Origin of the sequence: Skermania sp. ID1734, assembly GCF_007489285.1 — a bacterium.
Lineage (GTDB): Bacteria > Actinomycetota > Actinomycetes > Mycobacteriales > Mycobacteriaceae > ID1734.
This window is the reverse complement of sequence record NZ_VLIY01000002.1, coordinates 190,032-215,932: the sequence shown is the minus strand read 5'-3', so window position 1 is coordinate 215,932 and position 25,901 is coordinate 190,032. Positions and strand designations below refer to the sequence as shown.

Sequence of the window (25,901 nt, the reverse complement as noted above, 5' to 3'; positions counted from 1 at the left end):
GCGCACCTCCGTTTGAGGCTTTGACTCCGTTATCCGAGTTCCTTCGACCGAAGTCTCACCCGATTCTTCAACGATACTGTCGAAGGCAGTTCCTTCCGCAAAGAGGTGTTCATGTCCACTGCCGCCGCATTGCATCGAATCGGCCGCGAAATCGCCGACCCGGAAAGGCTTGGCCGAGCCCTCGATGAGTTGCTCAGCGCCCGAAGCTCGCCGCCGGCCCTGTTCGCGTTGGGCGAGCCGACCCATGGGATCACCGCATTTCCCTTGCTGCGCAACGAGATACTCGCCCATCTCGTCGAACGCGGCTGCCGGTCGGTCGCCCTGGAAATCGACTTCTTCGCCGCATCCATGGTCGACGACTTTGTGGCCGGGACAACGGGCGACATCGACGCCGTGCTCGCGAGCGGGTTCAGCCATCGGTTCGGCGCCATCCCTGGCAACCGTGAACTCGTCGAATGGCTCCGCACGCACAACGCCCGGTGTGCGCCGCAGGATCGGGTTCGCTTCTACGGCTTTGATATGCCGGGCGATCAGACCGACATACCGAGCCCGCGGCGTCATCTGTACGCGGTCAACGATTACCTGCCGGCGGCGCTGCGACCGGATTCGGCCCGCGATCTCGACTCCCTGCTGGGCTCGAATGCCGACTGGACGAATCCGGCGGCTATGTACGACGCGACGGCGTCCGTGGGCGATTCCGACAGCGCCAAGGCCCTCCGCATCGTCGCCGAGGATCTCGCCAGCGCGCTGCGCCGCTCGGCTCCCAGCCTGCGACCAGCCGATCCGAGCGCCCACGACCAGGCACTTTCACACGCACGCACCGCTCAGGGACTGCTGCGTTATCACGCGGCCATGGCCAGTCCCGGGCCCGATCGGATCGCGAGCATGCTCAGCGTGCGCGCCGAGATGATGGCGGAGAACCTGCACGCGATCGATGCGCAGGAGAGTAGCCGTGGGCCTTGCCTGGTATTCGCGCATAACGTGCATTTACAACGAATGCCGTCTCATATGCAGATCGGTGCGCGTGCGGCTCAATGGGGCAGCGCCGGCGAGCTCATTGGGCTCACACTTGGCGAGCGCTACCTCTTTGTGGCTACCGACGCGAGCCCGGACAGCGACCCCGGAACACTCCAGCGTGCGCTTGCCGAGGCGACCAGCCGGCGGGCTCTGTTCCCGACACCGGAGTTGCGCGCAGCGCTTCCGCCGTCGATCGGTGCCAGCACACCGATTGTGCCCGGCCATGTCCCGCTGAGCCGGGAGGTCATCAACGGCGCCGACGCGGTCATTTTTATCGCGGATACCGACGGCAAACGGCATCAGTACTGGTAGTTATCCGGTTCGGAATCCGACTCCAGGTTCTGCCTTCTCGATAATCACCATCACGACCGGTTCACCGTCGATCTCGATCGCAGCTTTTCGCACCTTCGCCCACAGCGTCGTTCCGTCCTTGTGCACCAAGGGGCGTTCGGTCGCCAACTCCGACACGGAACCGCTGATCAGGCGCGTCGCGTCCGCATTGCGCTCCCTCATCGCCGAGGGGTGGACGACGTCGGTGGCGGTTAATCTCTGTGCTTCACACAGGGTGTATCCGAGCAGGTCGGCGAAGGCCTGATTAGCCTCGACAACCCGCCCATCCGCACCGTGGATGACAACCGCCACCGACATCTGGTTGATCAGCGCTTTGTATATCGATGGCTCGTAAGCATCGGCGGAATCGGCGACGGGTCCGGTGTCGAGGGATGCGCGGCTTGCCTCGGTGTCGTGACGGTCGTGAACGAGCTGTAACCGTTTGGCCTGGGCGATGGCCTGCTCTTTGCTGCTCGCGCCGAGCTTCTTGTACAGGCTGCGCAGCTGCGTTTTGACGGTGTTGGTGGAAACGTGCAGCTCTTTGCCGATCTGCACGATTGTGCCGCCCTCGATGATCTTGTCGAGCATGACCTGTTCACGCGGGGTCAGCCGAACGATCGGCAATGGTCCCGGCGCGAACACCGTCGTTGGCGGAACCCTTTGTGGCTGCGCTACCCCCGACAATTCGGTTAGCCGGTCCCGAACACGGTCGTCGATGAAAACGAACGGCAGGCAGCAGCCGGACCGGTTGGCAATCATTACCGCAGTACGCCAGCCGTCGACGGCTGCGGTCTCATCGCCCAGGTGCACGTGCGCGGCAGCTTCGATGAGCAGGGCGTCGATTCGGGTTCGCGGGTATGACTCTGGGCGCCAAGCAATTTCGGTTGCCGCCGCGACAGCGGCTTCGTATTGACCGGTGAGCAGTTCGGTGCGCGCTCGCGAGACGGCCAGCGGAACATAGCCAGATGCCTCGATTCCGGTCACGGTGGCCAGCGCGGCATTGGTGTGCCCGGCAGCGAGATCCAGATCGACCTTCATCGCGGTGAGCAAGCTGAAGGCGAGCGAGTCAGGCGCGTAGAAGCGGGCATGCTCGGCGATGATTCGGTCGATCCAGTCGATTCCCTCCACCGGCTCGCCGCGAAGCAGCGACCACAGTCCGCGGGCGTACGCGATGAACGCCCACCGCTCCTGTCGGAAGTCTGGTTCGCCGATGTCTTCGAGGATCGCGGTTGCCGCAGCAATATCGAAACACTCCATTTCGGCGATCGCCGCCGCGCAACGGCCCGGCAGGCGCGTGGTTTCGCCCCACAGCCCGCGCTGGTAGGGCTCGTCGGCTTCGGTGACCAACCATTGTTCGGCCAGCCGAATGTCGCCTTGCAGTGCCCGGTTCAGGGCGATCGAGCCCGCCGACAACCTGGCCGCAAACGCCGAGTCGGCCTGGTATGCCTGCTGGAACAACGCGGTGGATTGCGCCAGCGCACCCGCCAATTGGCAGGTGTTGCCCAACTGCTGGCGCAGCACCGCCATGTAAGCGCTGCATGCCGGGTCGAGGTGCGGTTCGGCAGCATCCAGAATCGTTGCGACCCGCCCGGCAACCACGGCCGCCTGATGGTAAGCGCCGCGGCGACGCAACCCGATCGCATTGATAGTCCCCCGCCCGGCTGTTTCGAGGGCGTCGCGGCTGGCGCCGATGCCTGCCAACTCCTCGATCGACTCGGGCAGCAACACCGGCAGGATCGGCACCTCGTTGAGCCCGGTCAGGATGGCCCGCACGGTGCGCACGATCGGGAACGGCGCGCGGTCGGCGGCGGGAAACATCTGCAGCACGCGGTGGATGCCGTCGAGATCCTCGCCGAGAATTCGCACAAAGTGGGTTTCGATGATCTCGCCCACGAGTGTCCAGTTGCCCGCATCACTGCCGTAGTGCATCGCCTCGGTCACGTCGTCGGCCGAAAGCCGCTGTGACGCCAGCACATCGAGCGTTTCACGGACTTCCACCGGCTCCGCTCGCCGGGCGAGTTCGAGCAGCGGCAACCGCAGTCCCGGCGGGCACTCGGGGACGTTGTCGCGTCGACGTTGCAGCAGGCCGAGCTGTTCCAGCGTGGGCAAGGTCGTTTCCGGATCATCGATCCCGACGATGGCGATCGTGTCAGCGCAGAGCTTTCGTGCGAGCGCGCACTTCGTCACGGCGGTCCGCCACGGCGCGATCTCGCTTTCGGCCAGCATCTCCTCGGCCATGTCGACCAACGCCGTCACATATTCCGGACAGGGCGAGCCGAACTGGTCGATGACCGGATGCCCGATTCGTTCGGCGGTTCGCACGGCCAACACCGTCGGCATCACCGTCCCGGAGACTTGGCGATACAGGCGCTGGCAGGCCTGCTCCGAGATGGTCAGACCCGCCTCGAGATGGAGCTGAGCGACTTCATCGATAGTGAACCGCAACTCGGGGTAATCGATCTCGTCATAGTCGACCGACGCCGACTGCGCGGGACCGAAGGGCCGCAGGTGGGTCTCGGCAATGACGCGTATGTGCCGGTGGCGGCGGAGAAGTTCAATCAATTGCTCGGCCAGTCGGCCGCCTGAATTTTCACCGAGTCCGTCTACGACGAGTACGAGCGGTTCATGCAGATCGTCGAGCGCGGTCACCACCGCGTCAAAAGACCCTGCGGCGGCGCCCGCGCGCGAAAGTACTTCGGTGGGCAAGGCGGCGAGAACGCCGCCCCACCAGTCGTCGGCATCCAACCCGCGCGCGGACAAACGCACCACGTGCCGCTGCCCGTCGAAGCCGGCCAGCCACGACGTGATCAACGTCGACTTACCGCAACCACGCGGCCCACGCACCACCACGAGCCGAGCATCCGAACTCAACCGACCCAGCAATCGGGGGCGCTCCAGAATGAGCGACGGCTGAAACGGGGATGCCGCCAGTGCGCTACCGTACAGCGAAATCGCCCTCTCCCCCTCGAACCGCAGGTACACCGCAGCCGCGAACGTGCACACGGTGCCCCGTCTCGGCCCGTCGGCAGTCACCTGACGATGACAATGCCGCCAGAGTCGGTCAATCGTTTCGAGGTAGCCGATCCCCGCGCAATATCCCCCGTCCGAAACGGCGGGAAATTCACCCTAAAAATCATCCTGCTGATGAGCAGGTCGCGCCGGGAACGCGAACCCGGCCAGTCCAGGCCCGCACGTCGATGAATCGGGCGCGTGTTACGCCGAGAGGAGGTGGGTATTGCCTGGGCGAGTCGGAGCGAGCAGCTCGTCCTCGCCGACACCAGTGACAGGAGATCGCCAGTGAGTCGAACGGACACGATTATCAAAGGGTTGAGGCAGGTTCTCGACGGCGACGACACGCTAACGGCATGGCTCGAGGAGTCCTTGGTGCGCGCGGGAAAACGTGCTGAAAACGATTTGGATCCCGACTTGTTCGGCGCATTGGAATGGCCGCGGAACCTCGAGGAGTACGAAGAGTATCTCCGACGATTTCAGCGCTGGATCCCACGCCAGTCCGACAATCCGGCGTGGCAGGGCGGCCCTGCCCACGAGCGCTACGCGCAGGAGGTGAGCGACCGCCTCTCGCACTTCTTCTGGCTCGTCGACCAGCAGATCGACGATCGTGGCGCCATCGGCGAGGACTGTGGACCCTTCCGCGACTGGCTCACCGAATTCGCTCAGCAATGGGGCAGCTTCCTCGACACTCCCGAATCGTTCGATCGCGACATCTTGTCCTCTTTCTTGGCTGACGCGCCGGAGTACCGGGTCGAGGAGTCGATGATCAACGGTTCGCCAAACATGCCGAGTGGATGGCAGACGTTCAATCAGTTCTTCGCCCGCCAACTCAACGGTGGCCTGCGTCCCATCGCCGATCCGACGAGCAACCTCGTCGTCACCTCACCCGCCGACTGCAGCTTTGCGCACGCGTATTCGATCGACGCCGACTCGAACATTCCAGCGACGGCGATCAAGAAGAACCACAAGTACGGCAACATCGGCCAGTTGATCGAAGGCAGCGAGTACGCCGACAGCTTTGCGGGCGGCACGTTCGTGCACTACATGCTGCCCCCGTCGGCTTACCACCGTTTCCACCTGCCGGTCGCAGGGATGGTCAAGGAGGTCTTCGGAATCAGCGGCAAGGTATTCCTGCAGGTCGATCTGCAAGATCATCAGCTGAAAGCCAAGGACAGCGCCACCAGCGGCTTCGAATTCTCCCAAAATCGGGGCGTCGTCACACTTGACACCGCCGCATCCGGAATGGGCGATATCGGTGTGGTCGCGGTGATCCCAGTCGGCATGGCGCACGTCGCCTCGGTTGTTCTCACCGCAGTTGCCGGGACGCACATGGCGAAGGGCGACGAGTTCGGCTACTTCCAATTCGGTGGCTCCGACATCATCATCCTGTTCCAGGCCGGAGTCGATCCCGAGGTGGACACGAATACCGACTTCCGACTCGTCGGCACTCCGGTGGCTCGCTGCCGCGCCCTCGACTGACCGTCTCGTCCGGCGCGCCCGAAGCAGTTAATAAGGGCTCCAATATGATTCACCGATTGGATCGGATTCAGCAGCGACATCGCAGCCTCGGATTTGTGATTGCCGTGATCTACAAATACCTCGATGATCAGGGTGGCTATCTGGCGGCCTTGATCGCCTACTACGCGTTCTTGTCGCTCTTTCCGCTCTTGCTGCTGCTGACGACTGTCACCGGCGTGGTGTTGGCCGGGCATCCAGCGCTGCAAGCTGATGTGCTGAATTCTGCGTTGCACCAGTTTCCGGTCATCGGCGACCAACTCGGTCACCCGAAACGGCTCAGCGGCGGTATGGGCGGCGTGATCGTCGGAGTCATCGGCGCACTCTACGGCGCCTCCGGCGTCGGACAAGCCAGTCAAAATGCCATGGACACCGTCTGGGCGATTCCGCGAAACAACCGACCGGACCCGCTGCGGTCCCGGCTGCGCAGTTTCGGGTTGATCGTCGTCTTGGGTGCCGTACTCCTGGCCACCACGGCGATCACCGCGGTCGTGGCACACGCCAACCGGTTCGGCGTAGCAGCCACCGTCGGCGCCGCAATTCTCACGATCGCGATCGACACCGGAGTTTTCGCTATCGGCTTTCGGGTGGGTACCGCCCGCGAGCTAACATTCCGCCAAGTGCTGCCCGGAGCCGCGCTAATGGCGCTGATTTGGCAAATCCTGCAGAACTTCGGGTCGGTGTATGTCGCGCATGTCGTGAAATCGGCCAGCAACACCAACAGCGTTTTCGCGGTCGTGTTGGGTCTGCTGGGATTCCTCTACATCAGCGCCATCGCGGTCGTGTTGTGCGCAGAAATCAATGTGGTGGCCGACGCCAAGTTGCACCCGCGCGCCTTGCTGACCCCGTTCACCGACAACGTCACCCTCACGGGTGCCGACCGTCGCACCTACAGCGGACAAGCAAAAGCACAGCGCGCCAAGGGATTCGAAGACATCGACGTTGACTTTCACCAACCCGGGCACAAGGTCGATGACGAGCCGAGCTGACAGTTCGTGCCTAGTGACCGAGCTGGTCACGACCAAATGATTACGCCAGTGCTGCGAAACCTTGACATAAGGCCAGGTGAGTCGCATTGTCAACACACGGCAGCACCGTCCGCTAGAGCCGTGCGGACACATGAGATGGGGCGTCACTCCACATCCCAGGAGGGGACGGGTCGATGAAAGCTCTGCTTGCCCAAGGACGTCCACACATCACGCATCTCAGCTGAATTCGACTGAGATTCACCGCTAGAACGCCATTGCCTCCCTTGACGGAGGTAAGTCAGCGGAAGTCAAACTCATGAGCGAACAACCGATGGGGCCTGGCTGGTGGCAAGCCTCCGACGCGAAGTTTTATCCACCAGAAACCCATCCGAACTATCGGTCGCAGCCTCCGGGCCAGCCCAGTTTTCCGGCGCCGCCAGCGCAACCGCCCGGCGCGGGGCCAACCCCGTACCGGTCCGGCCCGTACCAGTCCACTCCGTACCAGCCGGCGCCGGCCGCTGAGATGTCGATCTCGGAGGGACTGGACAAAGTCAGAACCGCGGCAAAGCGATTGTCCGCCACCGCGTGGACGCTGTACCTAGGCCTCTTCGTCGGTGTGATCGCCGTATTCCTCACCTGGCAGACCGGTACGGACGCCGTTCTCGGTATCGACGAAGAAACTGCGCTCGGCGGCGTCGGCAAGTTCGCCGTCATTCTGTTGAGCGCCGGCGCGGCGTGGTGTGCGGTTCCTGCCATCACCGGATCACGAATGGTGTTGTGGCGACTCATCGGTCTGAGTGCCGCGGTCGGGCTTCTGGTGGTGTTGGCGATCGTCGGTCTCAGCGGGTACTCGGGTGTCCAGGACTTCACCGACGCCACCCCGTCCTTGGGGCTGTTGCTCTACACCGCCGCGGTGATCGCCAGCACGGTCGGTGTCGTGCGGATCTGGCTACTTCGACCCAAAGCGGCCGGCACTCCACGGCCGCAGGCACCACCCGCGGCCTACGGCCACTAGACCAGGAACAAGCGACCGCCCGTGCGTGATTTTTCACCGCAGGCGGTGAAAAATCACGCACATGGGCGGTAGCAAATATGAACTCGTCACCTGGGGGCAGCGACACCTCGTCAACCCCCTCGCACGGCGCATCGGCGGCCAGACCTTGATCGAGACCGTCGGGCGCCGCAGCGGCAAACCGAGGTTGACGCCCATCGGCGGTCGTCGTCGGGGCCAGAGTTTCTGGATAGTTTCCGAGCACGGCACCGACGCCGACTACGTGCGCAATATCCAGGCCAATCCCGCTGTGCGGCTCCGCCTTCGCGGACAGTGGCACAGCGGAGTTGCGCATCTGCTACCCGATGACGATCCATGCGCGCGCCTGGCGGACCTGGGCGGACTCAACAGCCTGGGCGTACGCGTGGCCGGCACCAACCTGCTCACGATCCGGATCGATCTCAGCGACTGAGGATCGGCGCACCAAGCCGGACCGAGCCCGGGCTAGCGCAGTCGACGCTCTTCTTCCTCTTCCAGGCGCTTGCGCTCTTCTTCGCGACGCTCCTCTTCCTTCTCGATGGCTTCTTCGCGTGCGTTCTTGTCGCTCATAATCGTGACCGTCCTTCCCGGGATAGGGTCATTGCTGCACGGTGATCAGTTGCATGTCATCAGGTTTGACCTCGCAGTCGAAGATGGCGTCGGCGCGATCAGGATCATCCGAGAGCGCTTCGGCGTGGCCGCCGGCAGGCGCGCGCACAACGGTTCCTGCGCCACACCCGGTCCATTGCACCGTGAGTCCTTGCGGATCTGGATGATTCGACGAGACGCGACCCTGGGTGGCCGAATCGACGGGCGCAACGTGGTACGTCCGAATGTCTTCGCTTTCCCCGTCGACGCTGGTCACTTCGAAGGCGAAAATCGCGACCCGCTCCCCCTCCGCTGGATGCCCTGCTGGCCAAGGATTGTCGGCCTCGCCCCCGTACGGGCTGCCCGTCGTCTTCGCTGTGATCGTCATCGAATCGTCCATGAGGTCGCTCCAGCCGGACGGGGTACAAGGAACTCAAACAACTGCAGGCTCACCATATCGCCGACGGAGTGCCGCAGTCTCGTGCCAATCCAGATATGGTTCGGCCCGCAGTCGACGTTGTGCATCGGCACAATCCGCCGGTGCGGCATCCGAAGATGCGTCAGTATGTGAGCGCATGGGCAATCAGCGTGCGGCAGCCGATCAGGGCCACCCGAACAGCGCCGCGGTTCCGAGGGCTGTGTCGGCGGCGATCGGACGGTTTCTCGAGCGCCATGGCGGCTCGGCGAACGCCGTGATCGAGCCCGTCGGCCGCGTCGGCGTGCGCCTCACATTGGTCGGATCCGACGGCGTGCTCGGTGATCAGGTCCTCGCGAACACGGCCGCCGCACAGGCCGTCATCGATGCGTTCCCCCAACTGGAACTCGCCGCCTGGGATCGCACGTTGACCAGCACTGCGACGACCCGCAAGGGCCACAACCGCAAGATGGCCGGCTGGCTCACCGGCTGCGCGAGGTCCGTACGTCACGTGATCGGCTGCCGGGTTACGCGGCGCATCAAGCTTGGCGAATCCAAAAGCGACCGGCGGCATTAGCTTCGGTCGGCGTACCTGGAGGAACTCGACCATCGAGCGGCGCTGATCACGCACAATGATCATGGTCGAGAGGATTTTCGATGCTGACACCGTTGCGACGCATCATGCGCGCACTCGGCGCGTTCACCCTCGTCATGCTCGCCGGAACTATCGGCTACCTGTTACTGGGCTTCGGTCTGCTTGCCGCGATCTACCAGACGGTCACGACCATCACGACAGTCGGCTTCCGTGAGGTGCGGCCGCTCACCCCGGCGGGCGAGATATTCACGATCGTGCTCATCCTCATCGGTGTCGGCACTGCGTTGTACATGTTCGGTGTCCTGTTGGAAGCGCTCATCGAAGGCGCTCGACGATCTGCATGAACCGCTCGTACTCGTCGTAGACGGACTCGGTGAAAATTCAGGCGGCCGACTGGCCGAGCAATTGATTGAACTTCTTCCGCCGCCACCGGCACATACGCGTCATTGCCGAGACCCACCTGCGGCCCTTCGGTCCCGCGCAGTCGGCGTCGGTCGACTATGACGAGATCGATTACCCCGAGTTGCGGTTCACTATCGGATGAAGTCGCTCAGCTCCATCTCGAGGCGGGTGTGACCATCTCGGAGCAACGACCTGCGCCAACTGCTACGGAGGCGGCGGATGGACCGGCAAATCAGGTCGAATGGAAGGCCACATCATCGTCTGTGGTTGGGGCCGCGTCGGTCGGGCGTGCGTCGAGTACCTCACCTCCATCGGTCGATCGGTCGTTGTGGCAGACCGTGATCCGGCCCGACTCGCCGGTCTGACGCATCCGACGGTGAACGGCGACGTCACGGACGACACGGTGCTGCAAGCGGCGGGCATCGCCCGGGCGGACGCGTTGATCGCCGCGCTGGACACCGATGCCGGCAATATCTACGTGACGCTGTCGAGCCGGGCATTACGCCCCGATCTGACCATCATTGCCCGCGCCCGCACCGAAGCATCGAAGCCGGCGTTGTTTCGCGCGGGGGCCAATCGAGCGGTCAACCCGCAACTGATCGGCGGCCGACGGATGGCCGCCTTCGCATTGCAACCCAACGTCGCCGAGTTTCTCGACATCGTCATGCATGACGCGAGCCTCGAGTTTCGCTTCGAAGAGGTGGACATCCGTCCCGATTCCTGGTTGGTCGGCAAATCGCTCGCCGACGCCGCGCTCCGGGACACGACCGGCGCACTGCTCGTGGCTATTCGACCGGCGGGCAGCCAGTTTCACGCCAACCCGCCGGACTCCACCGTGCTCGCCGCGGGGACGATCCTGCTCGCCGTCGGCACCCCGGAACAGCTCACTGCGGTTCGCGCACGTGTCGAACGGTCGGGCTAGCTCCATCCGCAAGGAGTCCGTGTAGGAGGGTGTCGACGATCTGTTCCGGAAGCTTCGGATCGAGCGGCTCCCGAGTGAGCACTACCTTGAAATGCAAAGGGGCCACGAGCATCTCGATGGCATGACGCGGATCGGTGTCGGCCGGAAGCTCCCCGCGAGCGATCGCTCGTTCGATGATGTCGCCGGAGCGCCCGTAACGGGCTTCCCAGTATTGGTCACGGGTTCGAACGCTCGCCGGGTCATCGCCGGTGGCTGCCAACGCCCGGTCGAAGGCGTTGCCAATCGGACTGCTCAGGTAGGCAGCCAGCGAGGTGGCGTACGCGAGCAAGTCCTTGCGCAGCGACCCGGTGTCCGGCACCGGCAGCAGTTCCTCGGCTTCTTCCAGTAGCGCTTCGACCATCAGGTTCTCGCGAGTTCCCCAGCGGCGGTAGATGGACGTCTCGTGCACCCCCGCTCGCGCCGCGACGTCGGCCACGGTCAGCCCTGCCATGCCGTGGGCGTGCAGCGCATCGAGGGTGGCGTCGAGCACCGCGCGGCGGACCCGGGCGGAGCGTCCGCCGGGGCGGCGGGGAGTCGCGTTGTCGGTCACGCTTTCAATCTAACGCAAGACACTTGCATTTGAGGAGTGACCCAGCACATACTGTTAATGCAAGTTCCTAGACTTTGGAGGACCTGGTGATCACCGAACGTAACGAGACCGCGGACGGAATGCGGATCGACTGGGATGTCCCGGTGCCGATGGCCGATGGTGCGCTGCTGCGTGCCGACGTGTTCCGACCCAACGACGACGGTCACCATCCGGTGTTGATGACGCTCGGGCCATACGGCAAGGGATTGGCATTCCAGGAGGGGTTCGCCGGTATGTGGCAGCGACTGGCCAGCGTCTATCCCGATGCCGTAGCCGGCTCGTCGAATCGCTACCAGGTCTGGGAAACGGTCGACCCCGAGAAGTGGGTTCCGGACGGATACGTGTGCATCCGGGTGGATTCCCGTGGCGCCGGACGTTCACCGGGACTGCTGGACATGCTCAGTCCACAGGAGGCGCACGACTACTACGAGGCGATCGAATGGGCCGGCACCCAACCCTGGTCGAACGGCAAGGTGGGCCTGCTCGGCATCTCCTACTACGCGGCCAATCAGTGGCTGGTGGCGGCGCTGCGGCCGCCGCATCTGGCCGCGATCTGCCCGTGGGAGGGCTTCACCGACTTCTATCGCGACCTCAACCGGCACGGCGGCATCCTCAGCCGGTTCGGCCAGGCGTGGCAGGACTACCAGATCTTCACGGTGCAGCACGGCGTCGGCGAGCACGGTCGTCGCAATCCGAATAACGGCGAACTGGTCGCCGGACCCCCGACGTTGAGCGAAACGGAGTTGGCGGCCAACCGCGTCGAGACGATCGCTGAAGCCAAGCAGCGCAACCTGCTCGACGATTTCGCCCGCGCCCGCACTCCGGACCTCACTCGCATCGAGGTGCCGGTGCTCTCGCCCGCGAATTGGGCACATCACCTGCATACCCGTGGGAACTTCGACGGCTGGGCGAAGGTGTCATCACCACAGAAGTGGCTCGAAGTGCACGGAAACGAGCACTACGCGGAGTTCTACACCGATTACGGTGTCGCCCTGCAGAAACGGTTCTTCGGACACTTCCTCAAGGGCGAGGACACCGGGTGGGACGAGCAGCCACCGGTTCGGCTCAACGTCCGCCACGTCGATGGTTCCTTCGAACTTCGCGACGAGCAGGAGTGGCCGTTGGCACGGACCCAATGGACCCGCTTCTATCTCGACGCGGCGTCTGGAACATTGGGCACGAGCGAACCGTCGGCCGAGCACACCATCGACTTCGCGGCGCTCGGTCCCGGCGTTGACTTTTGGACCGAACCGCTGACTGAGCAACTCGAGATCACCGGACCGGCCAGCGCGCGAATCAGGTTGGCCTCGTCAACCACCGACGCTGACGCCTTCGTCACGCTCCGGGTGCAGGATCCGGACGGCAACGAGGCGTCGCTCGTGTCCGCCATCGACGCCCACGGCGTCCTTGCGGTCGGTTGGCTGCGTGCTTCGCATCGCGAACTCGACGAGCAGGCAAGCCTGCCGCACCAGCCGTGGCATCGGCACACCCGTGCTCTGCCGCTCACCCCTGGCGATCCGGTTGATCTGGATGTCGAGATCTGGCCGACATCCATCGTCGTGCCGCGAGGCTATCGCCTGGGAGTCACGCTGTCGGGCAAGGACTTCGAGATGCCGGGTGAGGGCCCGTGGCCGGTGCTGTATGGCATCCAACAACGCGGCAACGGCGTCTTCGTCCACGACGACCCCGACGACCGCCCGGCCGGAGTCTTCGACGGCACCACCACCCTGTACACCGGCCCAGACTCCGGAACTTCGCTGCTGCTACCGGTGATCCCGGCGCGGTAGCTTCGAAGACGCCCCTACGTTAGGAACGCTCATGCGACGAATCGTCGATCTGTCCGTGTCGTTGCAGGCGGGCATCGCCTCCGACCCGCCCGGGCATCTGCCCGAAATCGACTACTTCGACCATCAGGACACCCGCGAAGACATGCTGCGCTTCTTCCCCGGCGCCCGTGTCGATGACCTGCCCGACGGCGAGGGCTGGGCGATCGAGCGGGTCCGGGTTTCCACCCACAACGGCACCCACCTCGACGCGCCGTATCACTACGCCTCCACCATGGATGGCGGCAAACGTGCCATCACGATCGACGAGGTCCCGCTCGACTGGTGCTTCGGGCGTGGCGTGAAACTCGACTTCCGCCACCTCGACGACGGCTATGTGGTCACCCCGGACGACATCGACCGCGAGCTCGACCGCATCGGCTTCACCCTCGCGCCGTACGACATCGTCCTGGTCAACACACGTGCCGGCAGCCGGTACGGCCACGACGACTACGTGGTGAGCGGCTGCGGCGTCGGACGGGACGCGACCTTGCACCTGCTCCGCCAAGGCGTCCGGGTCACCGGCACCGATGCCTGGAGTTGGGACGCCCCGTTCGTGTACACCGCCGCGCGCTATGCCACGGACCATGACCCAAGCATCATCTGGGAAGGACATCGTGCCGGGCGCGAGATCGGCTACTGCCACATCGAGAAGCTCGGCAATCTCGAATCCATTCCCTCCCAGGGCTTTCAGGTGGCGTGCTTCCCCGTGAAGGTGCACCAGGCCTCGGCCGGCTGGACCCGCGCGGTGGCGATCTTCGACGAGGAGTCGGCGTGAGAATCGGGTCGGTGATTCTCGACGGCGTTCGGCGGTACGGCGTCGTCGAGGGCGATCGCATCGACCTGCTTTTCGAGGCGGCCGACGTGTTCGACGTGCTTGCCGCTGCCGATCCCGGCGCCTTTCTGGCGGGTCAGCAGTTGCCGTGGAACTCCAATGACACGGTGGCCGTGCCGGTTCCGGTGGCCAGCATCCGCGACTTCATCACCTTCGAGCAACACACCGCGGGCTCGCTGCGCTCGGTCACCGGCAGCAGCGAAATCCCACCAGCGTGGTACGAGGCGCCGGCGTTCTACTTCACCAACCCGCACGCCGCCATCGGTTCGGGTGAACCGGTCCCGATGCCGCCGGGATGCGAAACGCTGGACTTCGAATTGGAAGTCGCGGTGGTGATCGGTAGAGCGGGTTACAACTTGTCCGCGGCGGAGGCCTTCGACCATGTCGCCGGGTTCACCATTCTCAACGACTGGTCGGCGCGCGACCTGCAGAGCCGGGAAATGCGCGTCGGGCTCGGGCCGGCCAAGGGCAAGGACACCGCGACGACGCTGGGTCCGGTGCTGGTCACTCCGGACGATCTCGCCCACCACGAGCGCAACGGCCGCTACGACCTGGCCATGGACGTGTTCGTCAACGATGTCCGCATCGGCGGGGACACGCTGGCCAACATGGCGTGGACGTTCGCCGAGCTCATCGCCTACGCCAGCCGAGGCACCTGGGTTCGGCCGGGCGACGTGCTCGGCTCCGGCACCTGCGGAGGTGGCTGCCTCGCCGAACTGTGGGGCTGGCACGGTGAGCTGCGACCGCCGCCGCTGCGCATCGGCGACACCGTGACCATGTCCGTCGAGGGCATCGGCACGATCCACAACACCGTAGTGAACGGGCCTGTGCTGCACCCGGTTCCGCCGGCGCGGCGAGCAACCCAACCTCAGCAGGGTCAGCCGAAACGCTCCGCGAGCCAGTGACCCATCTCGGCTGCGGCGAGACTGGCGCCGGTCGGCTGCCCCTTCGCGATCGGGCCGCCGAAGTGGGTGCCGGCAACCCGGACGTGGTCTTTATCCTGCGCGCCGAGTGCGTGGACCATCGCCTCGGCGTTTTCGGGAAAGCATGCCTGGTCGCCGCTCAGTTCGACGAACAGCGTTGGCGTGGTTACCCCGGGCGCGCAGCGGAGAAAGTCGGCGTTGCTGCTCAGGCCCGACCAGGTGGACAGCCAGGCGTCCGGCGTGGCGAACCGGGCGAAGCCGACCAGGCCGTAATTGGTCAGGTCGGGTCGGCGGCCGAACAGCGAGCCGTAGGGGCGATCGTTCGGGCTCAACGACATGTCCATGAACCGCAGGTCGGCGTCGGTTCGGTAGACGGTGAGCACCCGCGGCGCCAGGGCGACACGCCGATCGTGAGGATTTTCGCTGGCCTTGAACCGATTACGCGCAGCAGCGGCGTCCGCGACCCGGTCCTTGGCCACCGCGTCCAATCGCGCTACCCGATCTCGTTGCGCCGCACGATACCTCGTCACGAACTCAGTCGAATACGTTGAGCTCTCGGGTGGTTCGGCAAATCCGTTTTCGGGTGCAAAGGGGTTCAGTTCCGGGTCGACGGACATGGGGTCGTTTTCGTCGGTGACCGACGGGTCGATCAACCTCAGTAGCAACGCGCCCTGACCCGGGTGGGGTGCCATGAACACGGCGCCATCAGGCACCGGCATGTCGGCCCCGGCCAGGTCCACGGGGCGTCCCGCAGGAGTCTTGGCGATGCGCTCCCCCGGCTCGAGCCCGGCTTGCTGGTGGTAGAAGGCGAAAAGGGTTCCCCCGCCGGAATGTCCAAGCGTGACGACGTGCTCGAATCCGCGGTCGCGTAAAAACGCCTGACCGGCGGCCGCGTCCAGCAGCGCCTGTTCGTGCACGAGGGAGATGTCGTTGTTGACCGACCGCGTGCCTTGGGTCCAGACCGCGAATCCGCGAGCCAGCAGTTCGGGGACCAGGACGTGGTGGGTGAGATCTTGGCGCGGATGCATGAGCGTGACGACGGTTGACGCGCCGGGAACCGTCCGCAGTACGCCGGAAACCTTTGCCCCGTCATGCGTTTCCAACTCGTGCACGGTTGTTACCGTGTTGGCGGGTGCGGCGGCAGCCTCGATGTAGCGGCCCGCACCGAGTCGCTGGACGGTGTCTGTCATATCGGCTCGATTCGCATGGCGTCCTTGTCCCACTGGGTGATTCGAGACCCGACCAGACCGGCAACGCTGCTGTACCAGACGGCGTGCCGACAGCCGGTGGCGCGGCGGTCGATCACGATGGCCGACTCGGAGCTGATCCGGAAGTACGGTCCGACGCGGTCGACGGTCACCGCCGCGTCCTTGTCGGCGACCGCGACGATCGACGTGTTTTCCGGCACGTCGAGCATGAACAGTTCGGTCATCGCTGCCCCACCTTCTGCTGTTCTTCCCATGCCGCGGCCCGTTCCACAATGAGTTCGGCTTTACGGGTGAGCAGCGCCGCCATGCTCGGGTCGGGGCCTTGCACCACGTCGACGAGCGCGTCGATGGTCAGGTTGGCGTCCAAGTCTTCTTGCGGCGTAACGGGTCTCATCGCTCGGGTGATCTCGATCATGTAACCGTTGGGGTCGTGGGTGTAGATCGATTCGATGGTCTCGTGCTGGATTTGCATCTCGACGGGCCATTCGCTGCCGTCGAGGCGGCGCCGGTACTCGAGCAGGTCGTCCTCGCTGGCGACGTGGATGGCCAGGTGGCGGGAGCGGATGAACCAGATAGGCACATGTTCGTCGAAGCGCGAGTATGCGTCGCCCTGCGGGCCGCCCTCGAACGGCTCGAGCCCAAAGTAATAGAAGAACGCGAGCCGGTCGTCGTTGCCGATGTCGAAGAAGAAATGGATGAAGTCCGGGTGCTTGTCTGGACCCCAGCCAGCCGCGCAGATCGAGTGCACCACCGGGAAACCCAGGACGTCGCGGTAGAACTTCACCGTCGCGGCCGGATCGAAAGTCGGGTACGCGACGTGGTCGACGCCGTGCACCTTGTGCGGAAGATCGGTCATCACAGGCCTCCTCAGGCAGGAACGGATTCGAGGTCGGCGCGCAACAGGCTGCCGGCACCCGGGATCGCCACGGAAAGGTTCAAGCTGCGCAGCAGGCTGTATGCGCCCGCGGTGGCCGCCGACAGCACAGGCACGCCGAACTCCACCTCGGCAGCCTCGACCAGATCCAGTGATGGCATCTGCACGCACGCCGAGATCACCAGAGCATCAACATCGCCGAGATCCAACGAGCGCGCCGCGTCCAGCACCCGCTCCCCCGGTATGCAGCCGACTTCGGCGTTGTCGGCGACCTCGAGCGCCCGCCAGTCGGCAACCGTGAATCCTTCGGACTCCAGGTACGCCACGACCAGCTCGGCGAGCGGTCGCAGATATGGCGTAACGATGGCGATCCGCTTGGCATCCATCGCCCGCAGCGCCTCGACCAGCGCCCCGGCGCTCGAGCGGATTCGCGCGTCGGAGCCGCCCGCGGCCAACTGCTCGGCCACCGCGGCCTCGACACGCTGGTGTTCACCGGGTCCGCCAACCATCACTGCGACGAGGCAGGCGTAGAGGATCGCGTCGGGAGAGGCGTCGGCAATTTCCAAGACGCACCGTTCGCGCTGGGCATTCATGGCCGCGAGTTGCTCGGGGGACACCGTGTGCATGCGCATCCGCGTGGAGTGAAACGAGAATCGCGAAACCGGATGACGCGCCAACAGTGCTGGCATCTCGGTCTCGACGGTGACATTCGAGCTCGGCACGATCAGCCCGATCCGATGGATACCCATCCACAAACTTCCTTCCATGACAACGCGCGTTTACGCTCATGACAAGTATTCGACGTTAACGACGAACCGTCAACCCCTCGAATTTCACTCAAAGTCACTGTTGACAATTCACCATCGGCGTCAAATACTCGACGCATACGTAAGTTCAATCTGAGGAGTCAGCGACCATGGGATATGTGATCGGTGTGGACGTCGGCGGCACGTTCACCGACGCGGTGCTCGACGATGACGCCGGCACGGTACTCGCGGCGAAGGCACCGTCGACGCCGCCGGACTATTCACAAGGCGTGCTCGATGTGCTCGATGTGCTGGCACAACAACTCGGTGTGTCGGTCGAGGCCATGCTCGCCGAGACCCACCACATCGCGCACGGAACCACGTCGTCACTGAACGCGCTGGTGATGGGCAATGTGCCGCCGGTCGGCTTCCTGACCACCAAGGGACATCGCGACTCGATCTACATCATGAACGTGGAGGGCCGCTACCTCGGCCGCTCGCCCGAGGAATTGCAGAACCTGTTGGGCCAGAGCAAGTCCCACGGGCTGATCCCGAAGAAGCACGCACTCGAGGTCACCGAGCGGCTGGATCGAGACGGCAACGTGGTGGTCGCGCTCGACGAGGACTCGGCGCGCACCGCGATCCGCACGCTGCTGGATGACGGGGTCTCCGCAATAGCGGTGTCGCTGCTCTGGTCGTTCCGAAACCCCGCCCACGAGCAGCGGATTCGCGAGCTCGTGCACGAGATCGACCCGACCGTGTTCGTCTCACTGTCGAGCGAAGTCAGCCCGCGCATCCGCGAATTCTCGCGCAACGCAACGACAATCATGAGCACCCAGATCGGCCCCGGGCTGCGCGACTACCTCGGTTCGCTGGAATCGCAGCTGCGCGAACGCAAGCTGGCGGGGCCACTGTTGGTGATGCAGAGCAACGGTGGCGCAGTCGCTGCGGCCGAAGCACCCAGAAACGCCATCAGCACCGTCGGCTCGGTGCTGACCGGGGGCGTGGTCGGCGCCGTGTCGCTCGGTAAGCAGTTGGGCCACCGCAACATCATCGCCACCGACGTCGGCGGAACGACCTTCCTCGTCGGTTTGGTCGTCGACGGTGAGCCGGTGCGCGCGAGCAGCACAGTCATCAATCACCACCCCATCAACGTGCCGACCCTCGAAGTACATGCCATCGGCTCCGGCGGCGGCGCCATCGCCTGGATCGACGCCGGTGGCAACCTTCAGGTCGGCCCGCGCAGCGCCCAAGCAGTACCGGGTCCCGCGTGCTACGGCCAAGGCGGTACCGAACCCACCAACACCGACGCCAACCTGGTACTCGGAATCCTGCCCGAGCGCGGCCTGCTCGGCGGGCGCAAGCCGCTCAACAAAGATTTGTCGCGCGAGGCAATTCGCACCAAAATTGCCGAACCGCTGGGGCTTTCGGTCGAGGACGCGGCCGCGGCCATCTATGCAGTGCAGAACGCCCAGACGGGGGACCTGCTGCGCAAGACGGTCGTCGAAGCCGGCCACGACCCCCGCGACTTTGTGCTGTACGCGTTCGGCGGTGCCGGGCCAGCCCACTGCGCCGCTTACGCGGCCGAGGTCGGTGTTCGGGAGGTCATCGTGCCGCTGGGCCAGGTCGCCTCCGCATTCTCTGCCTACGGCCTGGCCGCATCCAACATCGTGCTGGCCGCCGAGTTGTCCGACCCCGGCGCCATGCGGATGGACCCCGGCCGCGTCGAACGCAACTTCGAGCGGCTCGAGGCGCAGGTGCGCGCCGCGCTCGACCGCCAAGGGCTGAAGTACTCGGGCATCGAGATCGAACGCGAGATCGACATGCGGTTCACGATGCAGCTCGCCGAGGTCGCCACTGCAGTCCCCAACGGCAGCCTCGATGCCGCCGCCATCGCCGCAGCCGCGGACCTGTTCGAGCAGCGCTACGCCGAACTGTACGGCGCCGGAAGCGGATTCCGTGAAGCCGGAATCCAGGCAATCACCTTCCGGGTACGCGCTACCGGCATCCTGCCCTTCTCCCCCGCTCTACCGGAACTCAAGTCGGGGGACTCCGCCGACGCCGCCGTGGCTCGGATCGGCAGCCGCAAGGTCTGCCTCGACGGCGCCCTCGGCTACGTGGACACCGATGTGTACGACTACAGCAAGCTGCTGGCCGGGCACACCCTCAGCGGGCCCGCGATCGTCGAGGTCCCGACCACCACCGTCGTCGTCCCGCACAACACCACCGGCACCGTCGACCGCCTCGGCAATCTCAATATCGTCGCCCACTAGGAGCCATAATGACCATGCCCATTCCCGGCTCGGAAGTCTTCGCCAGCCGACCGATCGACCCCGACGAGCTGACCAGCACGCTGCCGCCCTCACTGCCGGTGCACACCGTCACCCAAGACCAGATCGACAGCATCGACCCACTCACCTACGAGGTGGTCCGGCACCGGCTCTGGTCGGTCACCGAAGAAATGGGTGAAGCGCTCAAGCGCATGTCCGGGTCGCCAATTGTGACCGACGCCAACGACTTCGACTTCGCCATCAGCGACGAAGTCGGTCAAGAGGTACAGGTCGGTCTGTACAACACAATGCTTGTCGGCGCGGTCGACCTGGCCATCTACTGGACCCTGCAGCACCGCGCCACCAACCCCGGCATCGCCGAGGGCGACATGTTCCTGTGCAACGACCCCTGGGTGGGCGGCGGCCTGCACCAGAACGACGTCATCGTCTATCAGCCGATCTTCTACGACGGCAAGCTGTTCGGGTGGACAAGCGCGCTGTGTCACGAACCGGATCTCGGCGGCGTCGGGCTCGGCTCGTTCTCCCCCGCCGCCCAGGACGTGTTCTCCGAATCGCTGCCGACCCCGCCCGTCAAGGTGGTTCGCGACGGTGTACTGCAGAGCGATGTCGCCGACCTATGGGTACGTCGCTCCCGCGTGCCGATGCTCGTCGGCCTCGACCTGCGCGCCAAGATCGGCGCCAACACCGTCGGGCGCAACCGCCTGCTCGCGGTGATCGAGCAATACGGCGCCGACACCGTCAAGGCCGTGATGAAGCGGATGATGTCCGACGCCGAACAACGACTACGCGGCAAGCTCACCACGCTGCCGGACGGAACCTGGAAGGCCACCGGATACCAGGACCAGTCGCACGCCGGCGACCGCGGCCTGCACAAGATCACCGTCGCCATGACCAAGAAGGACGATCACCTGACCTTCGACTTCACCGGCACCGACAAGCAGGCCGGCGTCATCAACTGCACCTATGCCGGAATGCGCGGCGGCGTCATGCTCGCCCTGCTACCCATCCTGGCCGGCGACATCCCCTGGTCGGCAGGCGGATTGATGCGCTGCTTCGATCTGATCTCCGAGCCGGGCACCATCAACAACGCCACCTTCCCGGCCGCGGTCAGCCGCGGTCCGATCGGTCCCGCCTGGCTCACCGGCACCCTGATCGCCGAGTGCCTGTCCCAAATGCTCGACCGCTCCGTCGATCTGGGCAAGAACGTGCAGGCGGCCTGCTGTGGCACCTGGGACACCGCCGTGCTCGCCGGCCTCGATGAGCGTCACGAGCAACCAGTGCCCTTCTTGAACGTGATGATGGAACCGATGGCCGGCGGGTACGGTGCCCGCCCGACCGCGGACGGCATGGACACCGGCGGCCTTTTCTGCATCCCGATGGGACGCGTCCCCGACACCGAAATGACCGAGTTCCTTTACCCGTTGCTGACGCTGTGGCGCCGCGAGGAGCCGGACTCGGGTGGGCCCGGCCGTCAGCGTGGCGGCGTGAGCGCCTCCATCGCGGTCACACCGTATGGCACCAGCCTGCCCATGGGTCTCGTTCTCGCCTCGGCCGGCAAGGCGGTCTCACAGAACAACGGACTGGCCGGTGGCTATCCCGGCAACACCGGTGTGGAGATCCTGGCCCGCAACACCGATGTCCGCGAACAATTCCGCCGCGGGGAAATCCCCGGCGCACTCGATGAGCTCGGCGGCGCACGCGAACTCGGCGCCTGCTATGCCGAAAGTTATGTAGCCCCAGGAGAAGTGCTCTACATGCACTGGCAAGGCGGCGGCGGCTACGGCGACCCGCTGCTCCGCGACCCGCACGCGGTGGCCGACGATGTACGTGAGGGCAAGGTCAGCATCGGTGGCGCGGACAGCGTCTATGGCGTAGTGCTTGCGGACGGATCGGTCGACGATGCGGCAACGACGCGTCGTCGCGAACAGTTGCGCAGCGACCGACGCGAGCGCTCCGGCCACTTGCCAGCCGACGCGCCCACACTCGACCTGAGCAGGGCACGTCGCCTCGACGACAACATCGCCGAAGTCACCGTCGGCGACACCCGGGTCATCGCGTGCGCCCACTGCGGGCGGCTGCTCGGCGACGAACGCAACGACGCCGCACTGCAATTGGCTCGATTCGACGGACCATCATCGGCGGCCGGCCCACAGGTCACCTCGGATCCGTCGGAGTACGTCGACGCGCCGGTCGTGTTCCGCCAGCTGTGCTGCCCTGGCTGCTGGACGGCGCTGTACTCGGCCATCGTGCCCGCCGACCATCCCGACTACGCGCTCGACATCGCCCGCTTACTCCCGGCGGCGCCGGTGGCGTTATGACTGTATTGCCCGTTGCGGTCCTTCCCTCCGCTCCTCGCTCCGTTCCTCGCTCCTTGGTCGCTGCGGTACTCACTGCGATGCTCAGGAAGGACCTCCACTCATGACTGTGTTGCCCGTTGCGGTCCTTCCCTCCGCTCCTCGCTCCGTTCCTCACTCCTTCGTCGCTGCGGTACTCACTGCGATGCTCAGGAAGGACCTCCACTCATGAGCAACTGGGACGGGAGGGTGGTTCCCTACCCGACCGAGCGCGCTGCGCAGTATCGCGCCAGCGGAGCATGGAGCAACCAGACCACCGGGCAGCGGCTCCACGGCGTCGCTGCCCGCTTCCCAGACCGGCCCGCCGTGATCACCGCCGACGAGTCCATCACCTACGCCGAACTCGACCGGCGCACAGATCAACTCGCCGCGGCGCTGGTGCGGCTGGGTCTGCAGCCCCGAGACCCGGTGATCTTCCAGCTCACCAATCGCCTCGATACCGTGCTGGCCTGGTACGCCACGATCAAGGCGGGGCTGGTCCCGGTCGCCACCCTGGCCGCACACCGCGACAACGAGATCGGCCCGATCAGTCGGAAGGTCGGTGCAGTAGCGCATTTCGTCGATCCGCAGGTGCCCGGTCTGCTCGACTTCGCCCGCGCGCACGCCGAAGGACATCCCACGATCCGGCACCTCTTCATCGCGGGCGAATCGCTCGGCGAGGACATCGACGCCGGCGCCGCACGGGAATTGGTCGAGTGCATCCAATCTGGTATAGACCCGTGCGACGTGGTCGCCTTCCAACTTTCCGGTGGAACCACCGGCACCCCCAAGGTGATACCGCGCATCCACGCCGAGTACTGGAACAACGCGGTGATGTACTCGCGGACGCTCGGCTGGGACGAGCACGTTCGAGTGGCCCATTTGATTCCTATCATTCACAACGCCGGAATCACCTGCGGCCTGCACGCCGCGCACTCGGTCGGCGCGTGCCTGATCCTCGCCACGACTGACGCCGGCAAGGCCTTCGAGTTGATGGCCCGCGCGCGGGCGACAGACGTACTGATCGGGCACGGCCACTATCAGGCGCTGCTGTCACCGGCGTTCGAACCGGCCCGGCAACACCTGCAGCGGGTGGTGCTCTCCGGAGCCAAAGTGACTCCCGCGCTGTTTCAGCACGTTGAGCGGACAGCTTGGGCCGGACAGCTTTTCGGCATGTCCGAGGGCATGTTCATGGTCACCCCGCTCGAGTCGCCGGCGACGGCACGACTCACCACAGTTGGCGTCCCGGTCTGTGCAGAGGACGAAATTCGTATCCTCGAACCCGGAACCGAAGACACGGTGCCCGACGGCGCGGTGGGCGAATTGTGCTGCCGCGGGCCCTACACGATTCCCGGCTACTTCGATGCGCCCGAGCACAATCGCACCGCCTTCGCGACGGACGGGTTCTATCGCACCGGCGACCTCGCGGCCATCACCACGGTCGACGGAGTCCGCTACGTTTCCATCGAAGGCCGAATCAAGGATCTGATCAACCGCGGCGGTGAAAAGATCAATGCCGAAGAACTCGAAGTGCTGCTGCTGCAACACCCGACGGTCGCCAACGCCGCCGTCGTCGCCATGCCAGATCCACGGCTCGGCGAAAAGACCTGCGCCTACCTGGTTTCCACGGATGGAAGTCAACTACCGCTCAGCGCCATCCAGGCACACCTCGCCGATCTCGGAGTGGCCAAGTTCAAATGGCCGGAGCGACTGGAGTGGGTAGCGGCGTTGCCGCGCAGCAATGTCGGCAAGATCGACAAGAAGTCGCTACGCGCCGATGTCGTCGCAAAGCTGGACGCCGAGCGAAACGCCACGGCGGCGAAAGGAAGTGAACACTATGCGACTCGATAGTGTCGCCGTGCTCGGCGGCGGTCCCGGCGGCCTCTACGCCGCGCGCCTTCTCAAGCTCAGCAATCCCGACGCGGACGTCAGGGTGTACGAGCAGGGCGTGCCGGACAAAACGTTCGGCTTCGGCGTCGGGCTTGCGTCGCGGACCCAGCGCAATCTGCGTGAGGCCGACCCCGCTTCGCTGGATGCGATCGTCGACGTCGCCTATCCGCACGAGATGTCGATGCAGGTCAGCGATCAGGTGGCACGCCTGCCCGGCGGCAACCTGCTCGCGATCGCCCGCACCACTCTGCTCGAGGTGTTGCAGCACAAGGCCGAACAGGCCGGTGTTCATTTGCATTACGGGTCTCGGCGCGACATCGCAACTCTCGACGCCGACCTCGTCATCGCTGCCGACGGCATAAACAGTGCCACGCGCACCGCACTGGCCGACAGATTTCAACCGCACATCGACACCGGCGCCGGCCTGTATCTCTGGTGCGGCACCGATTTCGCGTTGCCCACCGCGATGTTCGTGCCGGTGACCACCGAACACGGCACGTTCGTCGCGCACGCCTACCCATACGCGCCGGACCGCAGCACCTTCCTCATCGAGACCGATGAACACACCTGGCGCAATGCGGGATTCGACCGTTCCACCGAGCAGACCTTGCCCAGCGACAGCGACCTGGCCTCCCTCACCTATCTGCAGGAAGCGTTCGCCGGCCCACTGCAGGGACACCCGCTCATCGGCAACCGGACGAGGTGGACGCAGTTCCGAACCATCAAATGCCGCAACTGGCACGCTGGCAACGTCGTCCTGCTCGGTGACGCCGCGCACACCGCGCATTACTCCATCGGCTCCGGAACCAAACTCGCCATGGAGGACGCTATCGCGCTCGACGCCGCGATCACCGCCGCGCCAGACGTCGCCACCGCCCTCGCCGACTACGACTCGGCGCGCCGTCCCGCCGTGGAGCACTTCCAGACGGTGGCGCACCGCAGCGAGTTGTGGTGGGAGTCGTTCCCGGATCGGCTGCATCTGCCTGTCGAACAACTCATGCTGAGCTACATGACCCGCGCCGGCAAGGTCGATATCGACCACTACCTCCGGTCGGCGCCGGACCTCGCGCGCGACGGACTGGCCGCCTATGCGGGAGTCGACCGCGCGGCCGTTCCGGGCACCGACGTGATCGAGTGGGTTCTTTCTCGCCCGCTCGACGGCGATTCGGCCCGCCACCCGACCCGGATCGCGCCCGCCGAACTGCGCGACGACGCCGACACGTCTGTGATCAACGTAGCGATCAACGACGCCTGGGGCACCGAAGCCGATGCGCTGTTGCGTGATATCCCCAGCACCGGAACGCTGTGGCTCACGGGCGCTGGCGACCGGTCCAGCGTGCTCACCCGGCTCGCCGTCGCCGAGCGGCTCCGCAACCAAAAAGTGCGCGTTGTCGTCGAGGCCCCAAGCACGTATACCGGTGATCTCGCCGCCGGACTAGCCAGCGCCAGAACAGATCTGGTTCATATCGACGATGCCGCGGCACAATCCACCGACCCGGCGGCAGAACTGTATCTTCAGGCACACGCATGAAAAGCACCGTTGCGGAGGGCTATTC

The 25,901-nt window shown here is 65.1% G+C and carries 23 protein-coding genes; 16 read left to right on the top strand and 7 right to left on the bottom strand.

Annotated elements, in window-relative coordinates; genetic code table 11:
* The first annotated feature begins 111 nt into the window (after nt 1–111).
* Nucleotides 112–1,329 carry an erythromycin esterase family protein gene (locus tag FOS14_RS03045; protein ID WP_143768784.1) on the top strand — a complete coding sequence of 406 codons (1,218 nt, stop codon included), beginning with the start codon at nt 112–114 and terminating at the stop codon, nt 1,327–1,329.
* Here FOS14_RS03045 and FOS14_RS03040 read toward each other — a convergent pair whose 3' ends face one another.
* The gene (locus FOS14_RS03040; RefSeq protein ID WP_143768783.1) at nt 1,330–4,380 is read right to left on the bottom strand and encodes a PAS domain S-box protein; all 3,051 of its coding nucleotides are present in this window, start codon (nt 4,378–4,380) and stop codon (nt 1,330–1,332) included. It lies immediately after the preceding gene.
* A 264-nt stretch (nt 4,381–4,644) separates the two neighbouring features.
* Here FOS14_RS03040 and FOS14_RS03035 point away from each other — a divergent pair, with 264 nt between their 5' ends.
* The 4 genes from FOS14_RS03035 to FOS14_RS03020 all read left to right on the top strand — a co-directional run bounded on the left by FOS14_RS03035 (nt 4,645) and on the right by FOS14_RS03020 (nt 8,305).
* Nucleotides 4,645–5,838, top strand: coding sequence for a phosphatidylserine decarboxylase (locus FOS14_RS03035; RefSeq protein ID WP_143768782.1), 1,194 nt, complete (start codon nt 4,645–4,647; stop codon nt 5,836–5,838).
* Nucleotides 5,839–5,882: 44 nt separating this feature from the next.
* Nucleotides 5,883–6,863 carry a YihY/virulence factor BrkB family protein gene (locus FOS14_RS03030; RefSeq protein ID WP_143768781.1) on the top strand — a complete coding sequence of 327 codons (981 nt, stop codon included), beginning with the start codon at nt 5,883–5,885 and terminating at the stop codon, nt 6,861–6,863.
* Nucleotides 6,864–7,158: 295 nt separating this feature from the next.
* The gene (locus FOS14_RS03025) at nt 7,159–7,857 is read left to right on the top strand and encodes a hypothetical protein (protein WP_143768780.1); all 699 of its coding nucleotides are present in this window, start codon (nt 7,159–7,161) and stop codon (nt 7,855–7,857) included.
* A 61-nt stretch (nt 7,858–7,918) separates the two neighbouring features.
* On the top strand, nt 7,919–8,305 hold the full coding sequence (locus tag FOS14_RS03020; RefSeq protein ID WP_143768779.1) for a nitroreductase/quinone reductase family protein: 387 nt from the start codon (nt 7,919–7,921) through the stop codon (nt 8,303–8,305).
* Nucleotides 8,306–8,470: 165 nt separating this feature from the next.
* Here FOS14_RS03020 and FOS14_RS03015 read toward each other — a convergent pair whose 3' ends face one another.
* On the bottom strand, nt 8,471–8,848 hold the full coding sequence (locus tag FOS14_RS03015; RefSeq protein ID WP_255450026.1) for a hypothetical protein: 378 nt from the start codon (nt 8,846–8,848) through the stop codon (nt 8,471–8,473).
* A gap of 187 nt (nt 8,849–9,035) precedes the next feature.
* On the opposite strand from FOS14_RS03015, the gene FOS14_RS03010 reads away from it, so the two are divergent.
* From FOS14_RS03010 to FOS14_RS03000, 4 genes are all read left to right on the top strand, one after another.
* On the top strand, nt 9,036–9,452 hold the full coding sequence (locus tag FOS14_RS03010; RefSeq protein WP_255450025.1) for a hypothetical protein: 417 nt from the start codon (nt 9,036–9,038) through the stop codon (nt 9,450–9,452).
* Between the two features lie 80 nt (nt 9,453–9,532).
* Nucleotides 9,533–9,814: an ion channel gene (locus tag FOS14_RS03005; protein ID WP_143768777.1), complete on the top strand. Its 282-nt coding sequence runs from the start codon at nt 9,533–9,535 to the stop codon at nt 9,812–9,814.
* Between the two features lie 65 nt (nt 9,815–9,879).
* Nucleotides 9,880–10,014: a hypothetical protein gene (locus FOS14_RS25110; RefSeq protein WP_255450024.1), complete on the top strand. Its 135-nt coding sequence runs from the start codon at nt 9,880–9,882 to the stop codon at nt 10,012–10,014.
* A 99-nt stretch (nt 10,015–10,113) separates the two neighbouring features.
* Nucleotides 10,114–10,794 (top strand): TrkA family potassium uptake protein, encoded by a 681-nt coding sequence (locus FOS14_RS03000; protein ID WP_370512152.1) that lies wholly within the window; start codon nt 10,114–10,116, stop codon nt 10,792–10,794.
* Here the strand turns inward: FOS14_RS03000 and FOS14_RS02995 are convergent.
* Nucleotides 10,757–11,383 (bottom strand): TetR/AcrR family transcriptional regulator, encoded by a 627-nt coding sequence (locus tag FOS14_RS02995; protein WP_255450023.1) that lies wholly within the window; start codon nt 11,381–11,383, stop codon nt 10,757–10,759. The genes FOS14_RS03000 and FOS14_RS02995 overlap by 38 nt on opposite strands.
* A gap of 86 nt (nt 11,384–11,469) precedes the next feature.
* Here FOS14_RS02995 and FOS14_RS02990 point away from each other — a divergent pair, with 86 nt between their 5' ends.
* The 3 genes from FOS14_RS02990 to FOS14_RS02980 are packed head-to-tail and all read left to right on the top strand — an operon-like array spanning nt 11,470 to nt 14,985.
* Entirely contained in the window at nt 11,470–13,209 is a 1,740-nt protein-coding gene (locus tag FOS14_RS02990; RefSeq protein WP_255450022.1) for a CocE/NonD family hydrolase, read from the top strand.
* A 31-nt stretch (nt 13,210–13,240) separates the two neighbouring features.
* Nucleotides 13,241–14,023, top strand: coding sequence for a cyclase family protein (locus FOS14_RS02985; protein WP_143768776.1), 783 nt, complete (start codon nt 13,241–13,243; stop codon nt 14,021–14,023).
* Nucleotides 14,020–14,985, top strand: a complete 966-nt coding sequence (locus tag FOS14_RS02980) for a fumarylacetoacetate hydrolase family protein (protein ID WP_143768775.1) — start codon at nt 14,020–14,022, stop codon at nt 14,983–14,985. The genes FOS14_RS02985 and FOS14_RS02980 overlap by 4 nt, the downstream gene beginning before the upstream one ends.
* Here FOS14_RS02980 and FOS14_RS02975 read toward each other — a convergent pair.
* Genes FOS14_RS02975 through FOS14_RS02960 form a run of 4 tightly spaced genes read right to left on the bottom strand, consistent with a single transcriptional unit; the run spans nt 14,958 to nt 17,834 of the window.
* Nucleotides 14,958–16,193 (bottom strand): alpha/beta hydrolase, encoded by a 1,236-nt coding sequence (locus FOS14_RS02975; RefSeq protein ID WP_143768774.1) that lies wholly within the window; start codon nt 16,191–16,193, stop codon nt 14,958–14,960. The genes FOS14_RS02980 and FOS14_RS02975 overlap by 28 nt on opposite strands.
* Complete coding sequence (locus FOS14_RS02970; protein ID WP_143768773.1) at nt 16,190–16,435, bottom strand: hypothetical protein; 246 nt, start codon at nt 16,433–16,435, stop codon at nt 16,190–16,192. Before FOS14_RS02970 ends, FOS14_RS02975 begins: the two co-directional genes overlap by 4 nt.
* Nucleotides 16,432–17,067 carry a VOC family protein gene (locus tag FOS14_RS02965; RefSeq protein WP_143768772.1) on the bottom strand — a complete coding sequence of 212 codons (636 nt, stop codon included), beginning with the start codon at nt 17,065–17,067 and terminating at the stop codon, nt 16,432–16,434. Before FOS14_RS02965 ends, FOS14_RS02970 begins: the two co-directional genes overlap by 4 nt.
* A gap of 11 nt (nt 17,068–17,078) precedes the next feature.
* Nucleotides 17,079–17,834, bottom strand: a complete 756-nt coding sequence (locus FOS14_RS02960; protein ID WP_143768771.1) for a maleate cis-trans isomerase — start codon at nt 17,832–17,834, stop codon at nt 17,079–17,081.
* Between the two features lie 167 nt (nt 17,835–18,001).
* Between FOS14_RS02960 and FOS14_RS02955 the strand changes: the two genes are divergently transcribed.
* The 4 genes from FOS14_RS02955 to FOS14_RS02940 all read left to right on the top strand — a co-directional run bounded on the left by FOS14_RS02955 (nt 18,002) and on the right by FOS14_RS02940 (nt 25,876).
* On the top strand, nt 18,002–20,104 hold the full coding sequence (locus tag FOS14_RS02955) for a hydantoinase/oxoprolinase family protein (protein WP_143768770.1): 2,103 nt from the start codon (nt 18,002–18,004) through the stop codon (nt 20,102–20,104).
* An 8-nt stretch (nt 20,105–20,112) separates the two neighbouring features.
* Nucleotides 20,113–22,440 carry a hydantoinase B/oxoprolinase family protein gene (locus FOS14_RS02950; protein WP_143768769.1) on the top strand — a complete coding sequence of 776 codons (2,328 nt, stop codon included), beginning with the start codon at nt 20,113–20,115 and terminating at the stop codon, nt 22,438–22,440.
* Between the two features lie 204 nt (nt 22,441–22,644).
* Nucleotides 22,645–24,306 (top strand): (2,3-dihydroxybenzoyl)adenylate synthase, encoded by a 1,662-nt coding sequence (locus FOS14_RS02945; protein WP_143768768.1) that lies wholly within the window; start codon nt 22,645–22,647, stop codon nt 24,304–24,306.
* Nucleotides 24,293–25,876 carry an FAD-dependent monooxygenase gene (locus FOS14_RS02940; protein ID WP_143768767.1) on the top strand — a complete coding sequence of 528 codons (1,584 nt, stop codon included), beginning with the start codon at nt 24,293–24,295 and terminating at the stop codon, nt 25,874–25,876. Before FOS14_RS02945 ends, FOS14_RS02940 begins: the two co-directional genes overlap by 14 nt.
* Nucleotides 25,877–25,901 lie beyond the last annotated feature (25 nt).